At 72.7% G+C, this 15,734-nt stretch carries 14 protein-coding genes; 7 read left to right on the top strand and 7 right to left on the bottom strand.

Annotation, left to right across the window (positions count from 1 at the left end):
- Window positions 1–17: 17 nt before the first annotated feature.
- The 4 genes from OG906_RS27010 to OG906_RS26995 all read right to left on the bottom strand — a co-directional run bounded on the left by OG906_RS27010 (window position 18) and on the right by OG906_RS26995 (window position 5,044).
- Window positions 18–1,319, bottom strand: a complete 1,302-nt coding sequence (locus OG906_RS27010; protein ID WP_329446468.1) for a haloacid dehalogenase-like hydrolase — start codon at window positions 1,317–1,319, stop codon at window positions 18–20.
- Between the two features lie 127 nt (window positions 1,320–1,446).
- Window positions 1,447–2,238: a 3-oxoacyl-ACP reductase gene (locus tag OG906_RS27005; protein WP_267799957.1), complete on the bottom strand. Its 792-nt coding sequence runs from the start codon at window positions 2,236–2,238 to the stop codon at window positions 1,447–1,449.
- 7 nt (window positions 2,239–2,245) lie between these two features.
- On the bottom strand, window positions 2,246–3,625 hold the full coding sequence (locus OG906_RS27000; protein WP_329446465.1) for an aldehyde dehydrogenase family protein: 1,380 nt from the start codon (window positions 3,623–3,625) through the stop codon (window positions 2,246–2,248).
- A gap of 48 nt (window positions 3,626–3,673) precedes the next feature.
- A complete protein-coding gene (locus tag OG906_RS26995; protein WP_267799955.1) occupies window positions 3,674–5,044 on the bottom strand; it encodes a glutamine synthetase family protein in 1,371 nt (456 codons plus the stop codon).
- A 77-nt stretch (window positions 5,045–5,121) separates the two neighbouring features.
- On the opposite strand from OG906_RS26995, the gene OG906_RS26990 reads away from it, so the two are divergent.
- The 3 genes from OG906_RS26990 to OG906_RS26980 all read left to right on the top strand — a co-directional run bounded on the left by OG906_RS26990 (window position 5,122) and on the right by OG906_RS26980 (window position 8,274).
- Window positions 5,122–5,868: a FadR/GntR family transcriptional regulator gene (locus OG906_RS26990; protein ID WP_329446463.1), complete on the top strand. Its 747-nt coding sequence runs from the start codon at window positions 5,122–5,124 to the stop codon at window positions 5,866–5,868.
- Window positions 5,869–6,008: 140 nt separating this feature from the next.
- Entirely contained in the window at window positions 6,009–7,478 is a 1,470-nt protein-coding gene (gene eat / locus OG906_RS26985; protein WP_329446461.1) for an ethanolamine permease, read from the top strand.
- 73 nt (window positions 7,479–7,551) lie between these two features.
- Complete coding sequence (locus OG906_RS26980; protein ID WP_329446459.1) at window positions 7,552–8,274, top strand: gamma-glutamyl-gamma-aminobutyrate hydrolase family protein; 723 nt, start codon at window positions 7,552–7,554, stop codon at window positions 8,272–8,274.
- Window positions 8,275–8,457: 183 nt separating this feature from the next.
- Here the strand turns inward: OG906_RS26980 and OG906_RS26975 are convergent, their stop codons facing one another.
- The gene (locus OG906_RS26975; protein ID WP_329446457.1) at window positions 8,458–9,375 is read right to left on the bottom strand and encodes a LysR family transcriptional regulator; all 918 of its coding nucleotides are present in this window, start codon (window positions 9,373–9,375) and stop codon (window positions 8,458–8,460) included.
- Between the two features lie 70 nt (window positions 9,376–9,445).
- Here OG906_RS26975 and OG906_RS26970 point away from each other — a divergent pair, with 70 nt between their 5' ends.
- On the top strand, window positions 9,446–10,570 hold the full coding sequence (locus OG906_RS26970; protein ID WP_329446455.1) for a TDT family transporter: 1,125 nt from the start codon (window positions 9,446–9,448) through the stop codon (window positions 10,568–10,570).
- A gap of 15 nt (window positions 10,571–10,585) precedes the next feature.
- On the opposite strand, the gene OG906_RS26965 is transcribed toward OG906_RS26970, so the two are convergent.
- The gene (locus OG906_RS26965; protein WP_329446453.1) at window positions 10,586–11,329 is read right to left on the bottom strand and encodes a helical backbone metal receptor; all 744 of its coding nucleotides are present in this window, start codon (window positions 11,327–11,329) and stop codon (window positions 10,586–10,588) included.
- A 5-nt stretch (window positions 11,330–11,334) separates the two neighbouring features.
- Entirely contained in the window at window positions 11,335–11,967 is a 633-nt protein-coding gene (locus OG906_RS26960) for a helix-turn-helix domain-containing protein (RefSeq protein WP_329446451.1), read from the bottom strand.
- Between the two features lie 161 nt (window positions 11,968–12,128).
- Between OG906_RS26960 and OG906_RS26955 the strand changes: the two genes are divergently transcribed.
- From OG906_RS26955 to OG906_RS26945, 3 genes are all read left to right on the top strand, one after another.
- Window positions 12,129–13,034: a 5'-3' exonuclease gene (locus tag OG906_RS26955; protein ID WP_267799978.1), complete on the top strand. Its 906-nt coding sequence runs from the start codon at window positions 12,129–12,131 to the stop codon at window positions 13,032–13,034.
- Window positions 13,035–13,083: 49 nt separating this feature from the next.
- Window positions 13,084–13,929 (top strand): siderophore-interacting protein, encoded by an 846-nt coding sequence (locus tag OG906_RS26950; protein ID WP_329446449.1) that lies wholly within the window; start codon window positions 13,084–13,086, stop codon window positions 13,927–13,929.
- Between the two features lie 240 nt (window positions 13,930–14,169).
- The gene (locus OG906_RS26945; protein WP_329446447.1) at window positions 14,170–15,714 is read left to right on the top strand and encodes a serine hydrolase; all 1,545 of its coding nucleotides are present in this window, start codon (window positions 14,170–14,172) and stop codon (window positions 15,712–15,714) included.
- The last annotated feature ends 20 nt before the right edge of the window (window positions 15,715–15,734 follow it).

The raw sequence follows: 15,734 nt of genomic DNA, 5'->3' as shown, positions 1-15,734 counted from the left end.
GCAGGGCGCCGTGCCGGTCAGTACACGGTGTCCCGCTGGTCGGGGATGACGCTGGTGTCGCCCCGGCGGACGGGTCCGGGGGTGCCGTCGCGCTCGGTGTAGCCCGTCGTCGCGCACGGGTACGGGGTGGCCTTGTGCCCCTTCGGCTCGATGAACATCGGGTTCACGATCCACTTGCCGTCGCTGTTGTCGTAGGCGCGGCACATGAGTTCGTTCTTGTTGCGGTTGAGGACGAGCCGCAGCGCGGTGGCGTCGCGCAGGAACGAGATGTCGGTGTCGGAGTCGCCGGCGGCGAAGACCTGGCGTCGGGCGGCGGGTTGGACCTTCTCGGCGGCGGCTCCCCGTATCCCGAAGACCTCCTTGTTGATCCAGCAGCGCTTGCCGTCGATGTACGTGATCATCGTGTCGGCGCCGTCCTCGACGGAGCCGCAGCCCTGGAGGTGGGCGGTGTACCGGCCGTCGCGCGTGGTGGTGTTGCGGATGCCGATGACGTGGTCGGCGGCGATGCCGACGCCCCGGGCCCACACCTCGACGACCGGCTGCGGCGAGGCCGAGCTGATCCAGACGTCGAAGCCGGCTTTCCGCAGGGCGCCGATGAGGTCCTTCTGCTGGTCGTAGTAGCGGACCCAGCCGGTGGCGGTCGTCGTGGTGCCGACCCGCTGTTTGGCGCCGACGGGCGCGGCGAGGTTCTCGGCCCGTGCGGCGGCGGCGAACCCGCGGACCTCGCGGGCGGTCCAGCCGCGTGTGAGCTGGGACAGCCAGGCGTACCCGGGCTCGGTCGTGCGGCGGTCCCAGCCCGCGAAGGCGGCGGCGCCGGACCGGGTGGCGGCGGTGCCGTAGACGGCGTTGATCTCGTCGGCGCAGTCGGCGCCGGCGGGGGTGCCGGTGGGCAGCGGGGCGCCGGGGCGGGCGAGCCGGTCGCAGGCGGCGGCCAGGGCCGCGGCGGCCGCGGGGGTGAGGTGCCGGCTGGTGCCGGCCCAGTCGCCGTCGGCGGGTCGGCGGATCCTGCCGTTGCGCAGCAGCCAGAACATGGTGGCGTCGCCGACGTCGTTCTTGACGACGGTGTTGTCCCAGTCGAAGACCGCGACGGGCTTGTCGCGGTTCGGCCGGTACGGGTGGCAGGTGCCGTACGTGTCGAGGAGCCGTTGGAGCCGGGCCTGGTTGTCCCCGTACCAGCCGGCTTCGAGCGTGGGGGTGGTGCAGTGGCCGCCGGGGTGGGCGGCCTGGGCGGCGGGCGCGGCGGCCACGAGGGAGCCGGCGGCCATCGCCGCGGCGGCCAGGGCGGCCCGGAGGCGTCGCGCGGAACCGGATCGGGTCATCGGGGTGGACACTCCTGCTTCCTGCGGGGATCGTCGCGGACGGTGGAGCACGACAGCCGGGCGTCGTGCGACGCCCGGCTGTCGTGGGGTGTGGTCGGGGGCGTTCGGCGCGCCCCCGGCGGGTCGGCTACAGGGGGGTGACGTACGCGCCGGAGATGCCGCCGTCGACGAGGAAGTCGGTGGCGTTGATGAAGGAGGAGTCGTCGCTGGCGAGGAAGGCCACGGCCGCGGCGATCTCGGTGGGTTCGGCGAACCGGCCCAGCGGGATGTGCACGAGGCGACGGGCGGCCCGCTCGGGGTCCTTGGCGAACAGTTCCTGGAGGAGCGGGGTGTTGACCGGTCCCGGGCACAGCGCGTTGACGCGGATGCCCTCGCGGGCGAACTGCACGCCGAGTTCGCGGGACATGGCGAGCACGCCGCCCTTGGAGGCGGTGTAGGAGATCTGGGAGGTGGCGGCGCCCATGATCGCGACGAAGGAGGCGGTGTTGATGATGGAGCCGCGGCCCTGGCGCTGCATGTAGGGCAGGGCGGCCTTGCAGCAGAGGTAGACGGAGGTCAGGTTGACGTCCTGGACCCGCTTCCAGGCCTCCAGGCCCGTGGTGAGGATCGAGTCGTCGTCGGGGGGTGAGATGCCCGCGTTGTTGAAGGCGATGTCGACCGAGCCGTAGGTGTCGAAGGCGGTCTTGAAGAGCGCTTCGACCTCCTCGGGGCTGGTGACGTCGACCTTGACGAAGGTTCCGCCGACTTCCTCGGCCGCGGCCTTGCCGGCGGTCTCGTCGATGTCCCCGCAGACGATGTTGGCGCCCTCGGAGGCGAGGCGACGCGCGGTGGCGAGACCGATGCCGCTGCCGGCTCCGGTGATGACGGCGGTACGGCCGACCAGGCGGCGGCAGACGATCTCGTTGTCGGAAGTGGTCATGGTGGGTTCAGGCCTCCGTGCTGATGAAGACGTTCTTGGTCTCGGTGAAAGCGGTGAGGGCATCGGGTCCGAGCTCCCGGCCGAGGCCGGATTGCCTGTAGCCGCCGAAGGGCGTCGAGTAGCGGACGCTGCTGTGGGAGTTGACGGACAGGTTGCCCGCGGCGACGGCGCGCGAGACGCGCAGGGCGCGGCCGATGTCGCGGGTCCACAGGGAGCCGGAGAGCCCGTACGCGGTGGCGTTGGCCAGGCGCACGGCGTCCTCCTCGTCGTCGAAGGGCAGGACGACGGCGACCGGGCCGAAGACCTCCTCGGCGGCGACGGGGGCGGCGGGGTCGACGTCGAGGACGAGGGTCGGGGGGTACCAGAAGCCGGGGCCGTCGGGGGCGGTGCCGCGGATCGCGGTGAGGTCGTCGGTGACGTAGGACCGTACGCGCTCCCGTTGCACCTGTGAGATCAGCGGGCCCATCTGGGTCTTCTCGTCGGACGGGTCGCCGACGACCACGCCTTCGATGCCCGGGGTGACGAGTTCCAGGAACCGGTCGTACACGGAGCGCTGTACGAGGATCCGGGTGCGGGCGCAGCAGTCCTGGCCGGTGTTGTCGAGGAAGGACATCGGGGCCGCGGCGGCGGCGGCCTCCAGGTCGGCGTCGGCGAAGACAATGTTGGGGCTCTTCCCGCCGAGTTCGAGGGTGAGCCGTTTCACCCGGTCGGCGCACTTGGCCATGATCCGCTTGCCGACGGGGGTGGATCCGGTGAAGACGATCTTCGCGACGCCGGGGTGTTCGACCAGTGCGTCGCCGGTGACCGCTCCCCGGCCGGGGAGCACCTGGAAGAGGTGCTCGGGGATCCCGGCCTGGAGGGCGAGTTCGGCGAGGCGCAGGGCGGTGAGGGGGGTGGTCTCGGCGGGCTTGAGGATGACGGCGTTGCCGGCGGCGAGGGCGGGCGCCACGCCCCAGGCGGCGATCGGCATGGGGAAGTTCCACGGGGCGATCACGCCGATGACGCCGAGGGGTTCGAGGAAGGTGACGTCGATGCCGCCCGCGACCGGGATCTGCCGGCCGGAGAGTCGCTCCACTCCCCCGGCGGCGAAGTCGAGCAGGTCGCGTACGTTCCCGGCTTCCCAGCGGGCGTTGCCGATGGTGTGTCCGGCTTCCCGGACCTCCAGGGCGGCGAGTTCCTCGACGTGTCCGTCGACCACCGCGGCGAAGCGGCGCAGCAGTCGGGCGCGGTCGGCGGGTGAGGCCGCCGCCCAGGCCCGTTGGGCCGCGGCGGCCCTGGTGACGGCGGCGTCGACGTCGTCCCGTGTGGCGGTCGGGACGGTGGCGACGATCTCCTCGGTGGCCGGGTTCAGCACTCTCAGATCGAGGGGGGCCAGCTCATCGGACACGTGGTGCCTCTCAGACGTTCGGGTGCGGTGGGTGCGGGGTGGGAGCGGTCAGAGGCGTTCGAAGGAGCGGCGCAGTTCCCAGTCGGTCACCGCGGAGTCGTACGCGTCGAGTTCCACGCGGGCCATGTTGCGGTAGTGGGCGACCACTTCGGGGCCGAACGCGGCCTTGGCGATCTCGCTGTTCTCCCAGAGTTCCGCGGCCTCGCGCAGGGAGGTGGGGACGTGGGCGTAGTCGGCGGTGTACGCGTTGCCGGCGCAGGCCTCGGGCAGTTCCAGGCCGTGCTCGATGCCGTACAGGCCCGCGGCGACGAGACCGGAGACGGCGAGGTACGGGTTGACGTCGCCGCCCGGCAGGCGGTTCTCGAAGCGCATGGAGCGGCCGTGGCCGACCACGCGGAGGGCGCAGGTCCGGTTGTCCACGCCCCAGGCGACGGCGGTCGGCGCGAAGGATCCGGGGCGGAAACGCTTGTACGAGTTGATGTTCGGGGCGTAGAGAAGGGAGAAGTCCCGCAGCGCGGCCAGTTGGCCGGCCAGGAAGTGACGCATCACCGGCGACATGCCGTCGGGGTCGTCGGGTCCGCCGGCCATCGCGTTGTGTCCGTCGGCGTCACCCAGCGAGAGGTGGATGTGACAGGAGTTGCCCTCGCGCTCGTCGTACTTGGCCATGAAGGTGAGCGAGACGCCTTCCTGGGCCGCGATCTCCTTGGCTCCCGTCTTGTAGACGGAGTGCTGGTCGCAGGTGGTGAGCGCCTCGTCGTAGCGGAACACGATCTCGTGCTGCCCGAGGTTGCACTCGCCCTTGGCGGACTCGACGACGAGGCCGGCGGCCTGCATCTCGTTGCGGATGCGGCGCAGCAGGGGCTCGACGCGGCCGGTGCCGAGGACGGAGTAGTCGATGTTGTACTGGTTGGCCGGTGTCAGGTCACGGTAGTTGGCGTTCCAGGCCTGTTCGTAGGTGTCCTGGAAGACCATGAATTCCAGTTCGGTGCCGACCATGGCGGTGTACCCGAGGTCGGCGAGGCGCTCCAGTTGGCGGCGCAGGATCTGGCGCGGGGCGGCGACCACCGGCGAGCCGTCGTTCCAGGCCAGGTCGGCGAGGAGGAAGACGCTGCCGGGGTTCCAGGGGAGGCGGCGCAGGGTGGCCGGATCGGGGTGCATGGCGAAGTCGCCGTAGCCGCGGTCCCAGGAGGACATCTCGTATCCGTCGACGGTGTTCATGTCGGTGTCGACGGCGAGCAGGTAGTTGCAGCCCTCGGTGCCGTGGGCGAGTACCTCGTCGAGGAAGAACTGTGCGGCGAACCGCTTGCCCTGGAGGCGTCCCTGCATGTCGGGGAAGGCCAGGACGACTGTGTCGATCTCACCGCTGGCGACGAGGGAGCGGAGCTCCTCGATCGCGAGCGGCGGCTTGCGGTCTACCACTGGAATCTCTCCTTCGGTGAGCCGAGTGCGCCTAAGGTATTGAATAGAACCATTGCTTGGGAAGGGGAGGAGCCGAGATGACCGACACGGCGAGTGAAGGCGACGCGATCGCACGGCTGAATCCCGTGCTGAGACAGGTGCGGGCGGGCAACGGTTTCGAGGAGGCGCTGGAGCAGATCCTCCAGGTCGTCCGACTGGGTCTGGTGCCGGGCGGGGAGCGGCTTCCGGCCGAGCGCGAGCTGGCCGAGCGGATGGGGATCAGCCGGGTGACCCTGCGGGAGGTGCTGAAGGTGCTCCAGGACCAGGGCCTGGTGGAGGCCCGCCGCGGCCGGTACGGCGGAACGTTCGTGCTGCACCGCCCCGACACCCCCGCCGGCGGCGCCGAGCAGGAGCTGCGACGGCGGGTGGCGGGTGTGGACATCGAGGACGCGCTGCGCTTCCGCGAGGTGTTGGAGGTGGGCGCGGCCGGGCTGTGCGCCTCGCAGGGGCTGACCGAGGAGGGGACCGAGCGGCTGCTCGGCGCGCTGACCGCCACCCACGACGCCCCGCTCGCGGACTACCGCCGCCAGGACACCCTGTTCCACCTCACCCTGTGCGAACTCGCCGGATCGGCCACGCTGACGGCCCAGTACGCGGCCGTCCGCGCCACCGTGAACGACCTGCTGGACTGCATTCCGCTGCTGGTGCGCAACCTGGAGCACTCGCAGCAGCAGCACTCGACGCTGGTGGAGGCGGTCCTGGAGGGGAACGCGGACGCGGCGCGGGAGACGATGCGCGAACACTGCTGCGGGACGGCGGCGCTCCTGCGGGGATTTCTGGCCTGAAAGCACCGCCTTACGGCGGGTTCGGCCTGGTTTCGGACCGAGAGCGTTTCGTAACCCCTGTTTAACGCAGGGGTCTTGCGCGCTCCACTCCCATGACGCAAAGGTACGCCTCACAACCATTGCCCTAGGCAGGAGCGCACATGGCCGACGACATCGAGGCCCGGCTGGCAGCCGCGGCCGATCCCACCAAGTCCCCCGAGGGCGGCGACGGCTACCTGGAACGCCGCACGCTCCGCCGCGGCAGCGCCGGCTGGCTGCTGCTCACCGGTCTCGGGGTCGCGTACGTCGTCTCCGGCGACTTCTCCGGCTGGAACATAGGCCTGGCACAGGGCGGCTTCGGCGGCCTGGCCATCGCCACCGTCCTGATGGGCACGATGTACGCCTGTCTGGTCTTCTCGCTCGCGGAACTCTCCGCGATCCTGCCCACGGCGGGCGGCGGATACGGCTTCGCCCGCCGGGCACTGGGCACCTGGGGCGGCTTCCTCACCGGTACCGCGATCCTCATCGAGTACATCCTGGCCCCCGCCGCGATCTCCATCTTCATCGGCGACTACGTCGAGTCCCTGAACCTCTTCGGCCTCACCTCCGGCTGGCCGGTCTACCTGGCCTGCTTCGCGATCTTCATCGGAATCCACCTCTGGGGCGTCGGTGAGGCCCTGCGCTTCTCCCTCGTCGTCACCGCCGTCGCCGTGGTCGCCCTGATCGTCTTCGCGCTCGGCGCGTTCACCGAGTTCGACGCGTCGAACCTGAACGACATCGCCGTCGACACCGAGGCCTTCGGCGCGGGCTCCTGGCTCCCGCTGGGCGTCCTCGGCATCTGGGCCGCCTTCCCCTTCGGCATGTGGTTCTTCCTGGGCGTGGAGGGCGTCCCCCTCGCGGCCGAGGAGGCCAAGGACCCGGTCCGCTCGATGCCCAGGGCCCTGTCGATCTCCATGGGCATCCTCGTCCTGCTCGCCCTGATCACCTTCCTCGCCTCGACGGGCGCCCGCGGCGCCGACGCCCTCAAGGACGCCGGCAACCCGCTGGTGGTCGCCCTGGACGGCAACCCGGGCCTGTCCTGGCTGAAGACGTTCGTCAACTACGCCGGGCTCGCGGGGCTCGTGGCCTCGTTCTTCTCCCTCATCTACGCCGGCTCGCGCCAGTTGTTCGCCCTCTCCCGGGCGGGCTACCTGCCGCGCTTCCTGTCCCTGACCTCGAAGCGCAAAGCCCCCTACCTGGGTCTGCTGATCCCCGGCGCGATCGGTTTCGCCCTGGCCGCCGCCACCGGCAACGGTCCGCGCATGCTGAACATCGCCGTGTTCGGCGCGACCATCTCGTACGCCCTGATGGCCCTCTCGCACATCGTGCTCCGCCGGCGGGAGCCCGGTCTGGAGCGGCCGTACCGTACCCCGGGCGGCATCGTCACCTCCTCGGTGGCCTTCGTCCTGGCCCTCTCCGCGCTCGTCGCGACCTTCCTGGTGGACAAGGACGCGGCCTTCATCGCGCTGGCCGTGTACGCCGTCGCCCTGGCCTACTTCGCGCTCTACAGTCGCCACCACCTGGTGGCCTCCGCGCCCGAGGAGGAGTTCGCGGCGCTGGCGGCCGCCGAGGCGGAATTGACCCGCGACTGAAATCCTGGGCCCGTACCGGTTCGCCGGTACGGGTCCGTCGGAACACCCCGGAACCACCCTGGAGGTAGCACCCGTGCCCAGGCCGCTCATCGGCATCACCACCTACGTCGAGGAATCCACCCGCTACAACGTGTGGGACCTCCCGACCGCCCTCGTCCCCTCCGGGTACTACGAACTCGTCCAGGCGGCGGGCGGCGCCGCGGTCCTGCTGCCGCCGGACGAACCGGGACGCGCCGCGGAGGTGCTGAGCCGGGTGGACGGCCTGGTCGTCGCGGGCGGCCCGGACGTCGACCCCGTCCACTACGGCGCCCCGCGCGACCCCCGTACGGGCGCACCCGCCACGGTCCGCGACGCGTGGGAGCTGGCCCTCATCAGGGCCGCCCTGGCCGCGGACCTCCCGCTGCTGGGCATCTGCCGGGGCATGCAGGCACTGAACGTGGCCCTGGGCGGCAGCCTGATCCAGCACCTCGACGGCCACGTCCACACCCCGGGCGCCATCTCCTCGCACCCGGTCCGCCCGGTCGCGGGCACCCGGTACGCGGAGCTGGTACCGGAGGAGGCGGACGTGCCGACCTACCATCACCAGGCCGTGGACCGCCTGGGCCGGGGCCTGATCGTCTCGGCCCACGCCCTGGACGGCACGGTGGAGGCCATCGAACTCCCCGACCCCGACCGCTGGGTCCTGGGCGTCCAGTGGCACCCGGAACGCGACAAGGACACCCGGGTCATGGCCGCGCTGATCGCGGCGGCCACCCCCACCGAGACCCTCACCACCACCCCCCTGGCCCACGTCTGACCCCACCCCTCCCGCCCCGCCCCATCTCCAGCCCCGCCGGCGTTTGAGGCGCGGGGGTCCGGGGGCGGAGCCCCCGCAACGGCGCCGCACCCGGCACCGCGTCCGGGGGTCGCACCCCGGGGGCCGGGCCCGGGCCGGGGAGGGCAACGCCCGGCCAGGGCCCCCGCACCCCCCGGCCAGGGGTCAGGCCCGGGTCAGCGACAGCAGATCCCGCGCGGGCCCCGCCGGCCGCGCCCCCGTCGGCCACACGGCCCGCAGCGCCCGGTCCAGCGCCGCCCCGGCGACCGGCACCTCCACCAGCCGCCGCGCCCCCAGCTCGTCCCCCACCGCCAGTTCGGACAGCACGCACGGCCCGGCCCCGCTGAGCGCCGCCGCCTTCACGGCCGTCGTGGACGCCAGTTCCAGCAGGGGCGCGGCCAGCCCCCCGCATCCGGCCAGCGCGGCGTCCAGCACCTGCCGCGTCCCGGAGCCCCGCTCCCGCAGGATCAGCGGGGTCGCCGCCAGTTCCTGCGCCGGCACCGGCCTGGTGCGCCGTGCCCAGGGGTGTCGCGGTGCCACCGCGACGACCAGCCGGTCCTGCGCGATGACGGCGGAGTCCAGTCCGTCCGGTACGGACAGCCCTTCGACGAACCCCAGGTCGGCCTCGTGCGCGAGGACCCGTTCGGCGACGTCGGCCGAGTTGCCGGCGTGCAGCGACACCGCCGTCCCGGGGCGCTGCCCGCGCAGTGCGATGAGCCAGCCGGGGAGCAGGTATTCCGCGATGGTCATGCTGGCCGCCACCCGCAGGCGCGAGTCCCGCCGCCCGCGCAGCGCCTGCGCGCCCGCGTCGAAGGCCTCGGCCGCCTCGACGACCCGCCGCGCCCAGTCGGTGACCAGCGCGCCTTCGGCGGTGAGCGTGGACCCGCGCGGGGACCGGTCGACGAGTGCCACGCCCAGGCGGGTCTCCATGGCCCGGATGCGACTGCTGGCGGCGGGTTGGGTGATGCCCAGCCGCCGGGCGGCCGCGCTCAGGCTGCCGACGCGGGCGACCGCGAGCAGCAGTTCCAGCGCGCCCAGGTCCGGTACGCGATGCGCCAGCGGAACCCACTCCTCATTACCCATAAGGTCAGTTTATGGCCTCATAGGACAGCGACCTCTGCCGGTCGGTCCCGCCCGGCACGACGCTGGACCCATGGCCACCACCCTCGTACGTCCCCGCACCACCGCCGCTCCCGCACCCCGGGCCCACAAGGCCCCCGCGCTCCGGCACCTCGGCCCGAACTGGTACGCCTCGGTCATGGGTACGGCGATCATCGCCAACGCCGGCGCGACCCTGCCCTACCAGTTCCCCGGGCAGCGCGTGGCCTGCCAACTCGTCTGGGCGCTGTCGGCCGCGGCCCTGGTCGTGCTGCTCACGGCCCGGGCCGGGCACTGGCTGTACCACCGCGACCAGGCCCGCGCCCATCTGCTGGAGCCGGCCGTCGCCCCGTTCTACGGGTGTCTGTCGATGGCGCTGCTGGCGGTGGGCGGCGGCACCCTGATCGTGGGCAAGGACCTGATCGGGACGGAGGCGGCCGTCGCCGTGGACGCCGTGCTGTTCACCGCCGGCACGGCGATCGGCCTGCTGATGGCGGTGCTCGTCCCGTACCTGATGGTGGTGCGTCACAAGGTCGAGGCAGGGCAAGCCACCCCCGTGTGGCTGCTCCCCCTGGTCGCCCCGATGGTCTCCGCCGCGCTGGGCCCCCTGCTGATACCCCATCTGCCCGCCGGGCAGGCCCGCGAGGCCATGCTGCTGGGCTGTTACGCGCTCTTCGGCCTCAGTCTGCTGGCCACCCTGCTGATGCTGCCGTTGATCCTCGGCCGACTGATCACGAGCGGTCCGCTGCCGCTGTTGCTGACCCCGACCCTGTTCCTGGTCCTGGGTCCCCTCGGCCAGTCCACCACCGCCGTCAACCAGCTCGCGGACATGGCCCCCGGGGCGATCGGCGCCCCGTACGCGGGCGCCCTCGGGGCCTTCGCCGTCGTCTACGGGGTCCCCGTCATGGGCTTCGCCCTGCTGTGGCTGGCCCTGGCCGCGGCGATGCTGGTCCGGGCCGCCCGCGGCGGCATGGGCTTCGCGATGACCTGGTGGGCCCTGACCTTCCCGGTCGGCACCTGTGTCACCGGCGCCGCCGGCCTGGCCCGCCACACCGGGCTGACCGCCTTCGCCTGGCTGGCCGCGGCCCTGTTCCTGGTCCTGCTGATCGCCTGGGCCGCGGCCGCGGTCCACACGCTGCGCGGCCTGTACTCCGGCCGCCTGCTCCGCGCCCCGCGCTGAGCCCGGCCCGGCCGGTCAGCGCGCGGCGCGCAGGGCCCTCGCCAGTACGTCCGGCGCCTCGGCCAGGGAGGGCCCGTACCAGGTCAGGTGCCGTCCACTGATCAGCGCGGCGGGCAGAGCGGGGAAGGCCTCGGGCCCGTCGGACGCGGTGAAGCGGTACGGCTCGTCGGGCAGCACCACCAGATCGCAGCCGGCCCCGGCCAGGTCCTCGACCGGCACCCGCGGGTACCGCTCCGCGTGTCCCGCGTACTCGTTGCGCACCCCGAGCCGGGCCAGCAGGTCCCCGGCGAAGGTGTCCCGCCCCAGCACCATCCAGGGCCTGCGCCACACCGGCACGATGGCCGTCCGGTGCCCCACGGGCTCCACCCTCGCCCACGCGGCCTCCGCGTCCGTCAACCACCGCGGCCGGGCCAGGCCCAGCGTCCCGACCAGCAGCCGGTCCAGTTCGCGCAGCGCCTGCGGGAGGTCGCGGATCTCGGTGACGGCCACGGGCACCCCGGCGGCCCGCAGCGCGGCCAGGTCCGGCGCCCGGTTCTCCTCCTCGTTGGCGATCACCAGGTCCGGGCGCAGCGCGACGATCCTGGCCACGTCGGGGTTCTTGGTCCCCCCGATCCGCACCACGCCCGCCTCGTCGAGGTCGGCGGGGTGCGTGCACCAGTCCGTGACCCCCACCAGGCGTCCGGGCGCGCTCACGGCCACGGCCTCGGTCAGCGAGGGCACGAGCGAGACGACACGCGAGATCCCGCGGGACACGCCCACCGGCTTCAGCGCCCCGGGGACGGCGGCTCGGAGGTGGCGTGGATGTGCTCGCCCACCGCCACGACCAGGATCCGGGTGTCCTCGGTGACGGCCCGCCAGCGGTGGCGCACCCCGCCGGACAGGAACAGCGCGTCACCGCTCTCCAGCCGGTACGCCCGCCCCTCGGCCTCCACCTGGCAGGCGCCCGCGACCACGTACATCAGTTCGTCGTTGCGGTGCTGGTACTCCCGGCCCGCGTCCTGGTCCCCGGTGAACTCCAGCGCGTGCAGTTGGTGGTGCCCGCGCACGAGCGGACGGACGCCCTGGATCGGGGTGAGGGCGGAGTCGTCGCCGGCCCGTACGAGGTCCACCGTGCGCGCGGTGTCGGAGGCGGCCAGCAGTTCCACGGCCGTGGTCTCCAGCGCGTCGGCGACCCGTTCCAGGGAGCGCATGCTGGGTCGGGCGCGCTCGTTCTCTATCTGGCTGAGGAAGGGGACGGACAGGCCGCTGCGCCCCGACACCGCGGCGAGGGTGAGCTGGAGCGCGCGGCGCCGCTTGCGCACGGCCACGCCCACCCGGAGCGGTTGGTCCTTGGCGTCCTTGTCCTTGTCCTTCTCGTCCTTGCCGTCCGTGTCGACCTTGCCGTCCTTGTCGTTCATGGCGGGGCTGCCCTCCCCTTGTCCGTCGGACGCACATCGGTGTGCTGTAAGCACCTTACGCAGCAACCGCCCCCGGATTCGCGTGCACGGCTCGACCCGTCCTCGGCCGCGGGCCGTCGGACGGCTGCGGCATCATCGTCAGCGTGACGACACGACGCCTGATGCTCCTGGACACCGCCTCCCTCTACTACCGCGCCTACTTCGGTGTGCCGGACTCCGTGAAGGCCCCCGACGGCACCCCGGTCAACGCCGTGCGCGGGCTGCTCGACTTCATCGGCCGGCTGGTCCAGGACCACCGCCCCGACGACCTGGTGGCCTGCATGGACGCCGATTGGCGACCGCACTGGCGGGTGGAACTGATCCCGTCCTACAAGGCCCACCGGGTGGCGCGGGAGACCGAGACCGGACCGGACGTGGAGGAGACCCCGGACACCCTCGCCCCGCAGGTGCCGATCATCGAGGCGGCGCTGGACGCGTTCGGGATCGCCCGGGTGGGGGTCGCCGACTACGAGGCCGATGACGTCATCGGCACCTTGACGGCGCGGGCGACCGGCCCGGTGGACATCGTCACCGGCGACCGGGACCTCTACCAGCTGGTGGACGACGCCAAGCGGCGCCGCGTGCTGTACCCGCTCAAGGGCGTCGGCACCCTCCAGGTCACGGACGAGGCCTGGCTGCGCGAGAAGTACGGGGTGGACGGCCCCGGGTACGCGGACCTGGCGCTGCTGCGCGGCGATCCGAGCGACGGCCTGCCGGGCGTGCCGGGGATCGGCGAGAAGACGGCGGCCAAGCTGTTGGACGCGTACGGGAACCTCGCGGGGATCATCGCCGCGATCGACGACCCGACGTCGGGCCTCACCCCCACCCAGCGGCGGCGGCTGGATGAATCCCGGCCGTATCTGGCGGTCGCCCCGAAGGTGGTCCAGGTCGCCTCGGACGTGCCGCTGCCCGCCTTCGACCCCGCGCTCCCGGCGGCCGCGGCGGATCCGGAGATGGTCGACGCGCTGGCCCACCGGTGGGGTCTTGGTGGAGCCGTATCGCGCCTGGGAGGCGCGCTGCGCTCCTGAGGTGCTAACTTAGGTAATCCTAAGTTTCTGGGGAGTCAGGGGAGACGCCGTGGCAGAAGGACGCGCCCGCACCGTCGGCACCGCCGTCGTCGTACACACCGAACGGCTCACGCCGCACATGGTGCGCATCGTGCTGGGCGGTGCGGGCCTGGCCGGTTTCGGCGCGGGCGAGTTCACCGACCACTACGTCAAACTCCTGTTCGCCCCCGACGGCGTCACGTACACGGTGCCGTGGGACCTGGACCGGATCCGGGCGGCGCACCCCAGCGCGGAGTGGCCGCGCCAGCGCGCGTACACGGTGCGCTCTTGGGACCCGACGCACCGCGAGCTGACCTTGGACTTCGTCGTCCACGGCGACGAGGGTCTGGCCGGCCCTTGGGCCGCCCGGGTCCAGCCGGGCGAACTCGTCCGCTTCCTCGGGCCGGGCGGCGCCTACGCCCCGGCCGAGGACGCGGGCTGGCACCTCCTCGCGGGCGACGAGAGCGCCCTGCCGGCGATCGCCGCGACGATGGAGCGGATGCCGGCCGGGGCCGTCGTGCACGCCTTCATCGAGATCGACGGCCCGGACGACGAGCAGAAGATCGCCACCCCCGACGGAGTCGTCCCGATCTGGCTGCACCGCGGGAACCGCCCCGTCGGCGAGGCCCTGGTCGAGGCGGTCTCCTCCCTGCGGTTCCCCTCCGCCGACGTCCACGCGTTCGTCCACGGCGAGGCGGGCTTCGTGAAGGAGCTCCGCCGCCACCTGCGCGTCGAACGCGGCATCCCGAGGGAACGTCTCTCCATCTCCGGCTACTGGCGCCTGGGCGAGACCGACGAGGGCTGGCGCGCGATCAAGCGCGACTGGAACGCGAAGGTGGAAGCCGAACAGGAACTCCCCACCCCCGCCACGGTCTGACCGAGCGGACCCCGGCCCATCCAGCCCCGCCGGACCCCGGCCCCTTCCAGCCCCGCCGGCGTTTGAGGCGCGGGGCCCGGGGCGGAGCCCCGAAAGCCCGGCGCAGCCGGGGCCGCTCCGCGCAACGGCGCCGCGCCGAACCGGCCCCGCGCAACCACTCCGCATGCCGAACCACCCACCCCCCAAGGGCCGGCCACAGGCCACCGCGCGCCCCCGCCCGTCCGGCGGGACAATGACCCCATGCGTACGCTCCGCGCGCTCGGCTCGGCAGGGGCTGCCATGATGCTGACCGCCGCGGCCACCGCCGGAGCGACGGCCGCACCGGCCCCTCCGACGCCGCAGCCCCGACTCACGGACGCCGCCGTCGACAAGGCGGTGGACCGTCTCGACGCGACCGTCACGGCCATGATGAAGCGCACCGGTGTCCCCGGGGTGTCCGTGGCCGTCGTCCACGACGACGAGGTCGTCCACCTCAAGGGTTTCGGGCTGCGCCGGACCGGCGAGAGCGCGCGGGTCGACCCCGACACGGTCTTCCAGATCGCCTCCCTCTCCAAGCCGGTCTCCTCCACGGTGGTGGCCGGCGCCCTGACCTCCCCCGACGCATGGGACAGGCACGTCCCGCTCCCCGGCTTCTCCCTCAAGGACCCCTGGGTCACCGGGCACGTCACCACGGCCGACCTGTTCTCGCACCGCAGCGGCCTCCCCGACCACGCGGGCGATCTCCTCGAAGACCTCGGCTACGACCGGCCGTACATCCTCGACCACCTGCGTCTGCTGCCCCTCACCCCCTTCCGCGCGAGCTACGCGTACACCAACTTCGGGTTGACGGCCGCCGCCGAGGCCATCGCCCGGGCCCACGGCACCAGTTGGCAGAAGCTCGCCCAGGACACCCTCTTCAAGCCGGCGGGCATGACGCGCACCAGCACGGAGTTCGCCGCCTTCGAGCGGGCGACGGACAAGGCCGTCACCCACGTGCGGAATCCCGAGGGCACCTGGAGCCCGCGCTTCGTCCGCGACCCGGACGCCCAGTCCCCGGCGGGCGGGGTCAGTTCGACGGCCCGTGACATGTCCCGCTGGCTGCGCCTCCAACTGGCCGAAGGCACCCTGGACGGCCGGCGCATCGTCCCGCAGGACACCCTGGCCCGCACCCATGTCCCCGAGATCGTCTCGCAGCCGCCCGCCACGCCCACCGCGACGACCGGCTTCTACGGTCTCGGCTGGAACGTCTCCTACGACCAGGCCGGTCGACTGCGCCTGAGTCACTCGGGCGCCTTCGAGCTCGGCGCGAACACCAACGTGACGATGCTTCCGCTGGAACGGCTCGGGATCGTCGTCCTGACCAACGGCGCCCCGGTCGGTCTCGCCGACGCCGTCGCCCTGGACTTCTTCGACTTCGCCGAGCACGGCAAGGCCACCACCGACTGGCTGGGCCTGACCGGGGCGCTGTACGCGCAGATGGAGGCCGCGGGCCGCTCCCCCACCGACTACGCCCACCCGCCGGCCGGCGCGAAGCCCACCCGGGAGGACGGCGCGTACACCGGGACGTACGACAACCCCTACTACGGCAAGGCCACCGTCACCGCGAACCCGGACGGCGACGGGCTGACCCTCGCCCTCGGGCCGAAGCCCCTGCGCTTCCCGCTCACCCACTACGACGGCGACGTGTTCAGCTTCGAGACCGTCGGCGAGAACGCCGTGGGCCGTACCGGGGTGACGTTCTCCGACGGCACGCTCCGCGTCGAGTACCTGGACGCCGACCACCTGGGCACCTTCACCGAGCGGTAGCGGCGGACGACCACGTCGGA

The organism is Streptomyces sp. NBC_01426 (genome assembly GCF_036231985.1).
Classification (GTDB): Bacteria; Actinomycetota; Actinomycetes; order Streptomycetales; family Streptomycetaceae; genus Streptomyces.
This window is presented reverse-complemented; position numbering and strand designations above follow the sequence as displayed.

What these genes read in the sequence shown, in the direction of transcription:
- OG906_RS26945 (WP_329446447.1), top strand. Translation starts at nt 14,170, where the DNA reads ATGCGTACGCTCCGCGCGCTCGGCTCGGCAGGGGCTGCCATGATGCTG.
- OG906_RS27005 (WP_267799957.1), bottom strand. Translation starts at nt 2,238, where the DNA reads ATGACCACTTCCGACAACGAGATCGTCTGCCGCCGCCTGGTCGGCCGT.
- OG906_RS26970 (WP_329446455.1), top strand. Translation starts at nt 9,446, where the DNA reads ATGGCCACCACCCTCGTACGTCCCCGCACCACCGCCGCTCCCGCACCC.
- OG906_RS26955 (WP_267799978.1), top strand. Translation starts at nt 12,129, where the DNA reads ATGCTCCTGGACACCGCCTCCCTCTACTACCGCGCCTACTTCGGTGTG.
- OG906_RS26960 (WP_329446451.1), bottom strand. Translation starts at nt 11,967, where the DNA reads ATGAACGACAAGGACGGCAAGGTCGACACGGACGGCAAGGACGAGAAG.
- OG906_RS26990 (WP_329446463.1), top strand. Translation starts at nt 5,122, where the DNA reads ATGACCGACACGGCGAGTGAAGGCGACGCGATCGCACGGCTGAATCCC.
- OG906_RS27010 (WP_329446468.1), bottom strand. Translation starts at nt 1,319, where the DNA reads ATGACCCGATCCGGTTCCGCGCGACGCCTCCGGGCCGCCCTGGCCGCC.
- eat (WP_329446461.1), top strand. Translation starts at nt 6,009, where the DNA reads ATGGCCGACGACATCGAGGCCCGGCTGGCAGCCGCGGCCGATCCCACC.
- OG906_RS26975 (WP_329446457.1), bottom strand. Translation starts at nt 9,375, where the DNA reads ATGGGTAATGAGGAGTGGGTTCCGCTGGCGCATCGCGTACCGGACCTG.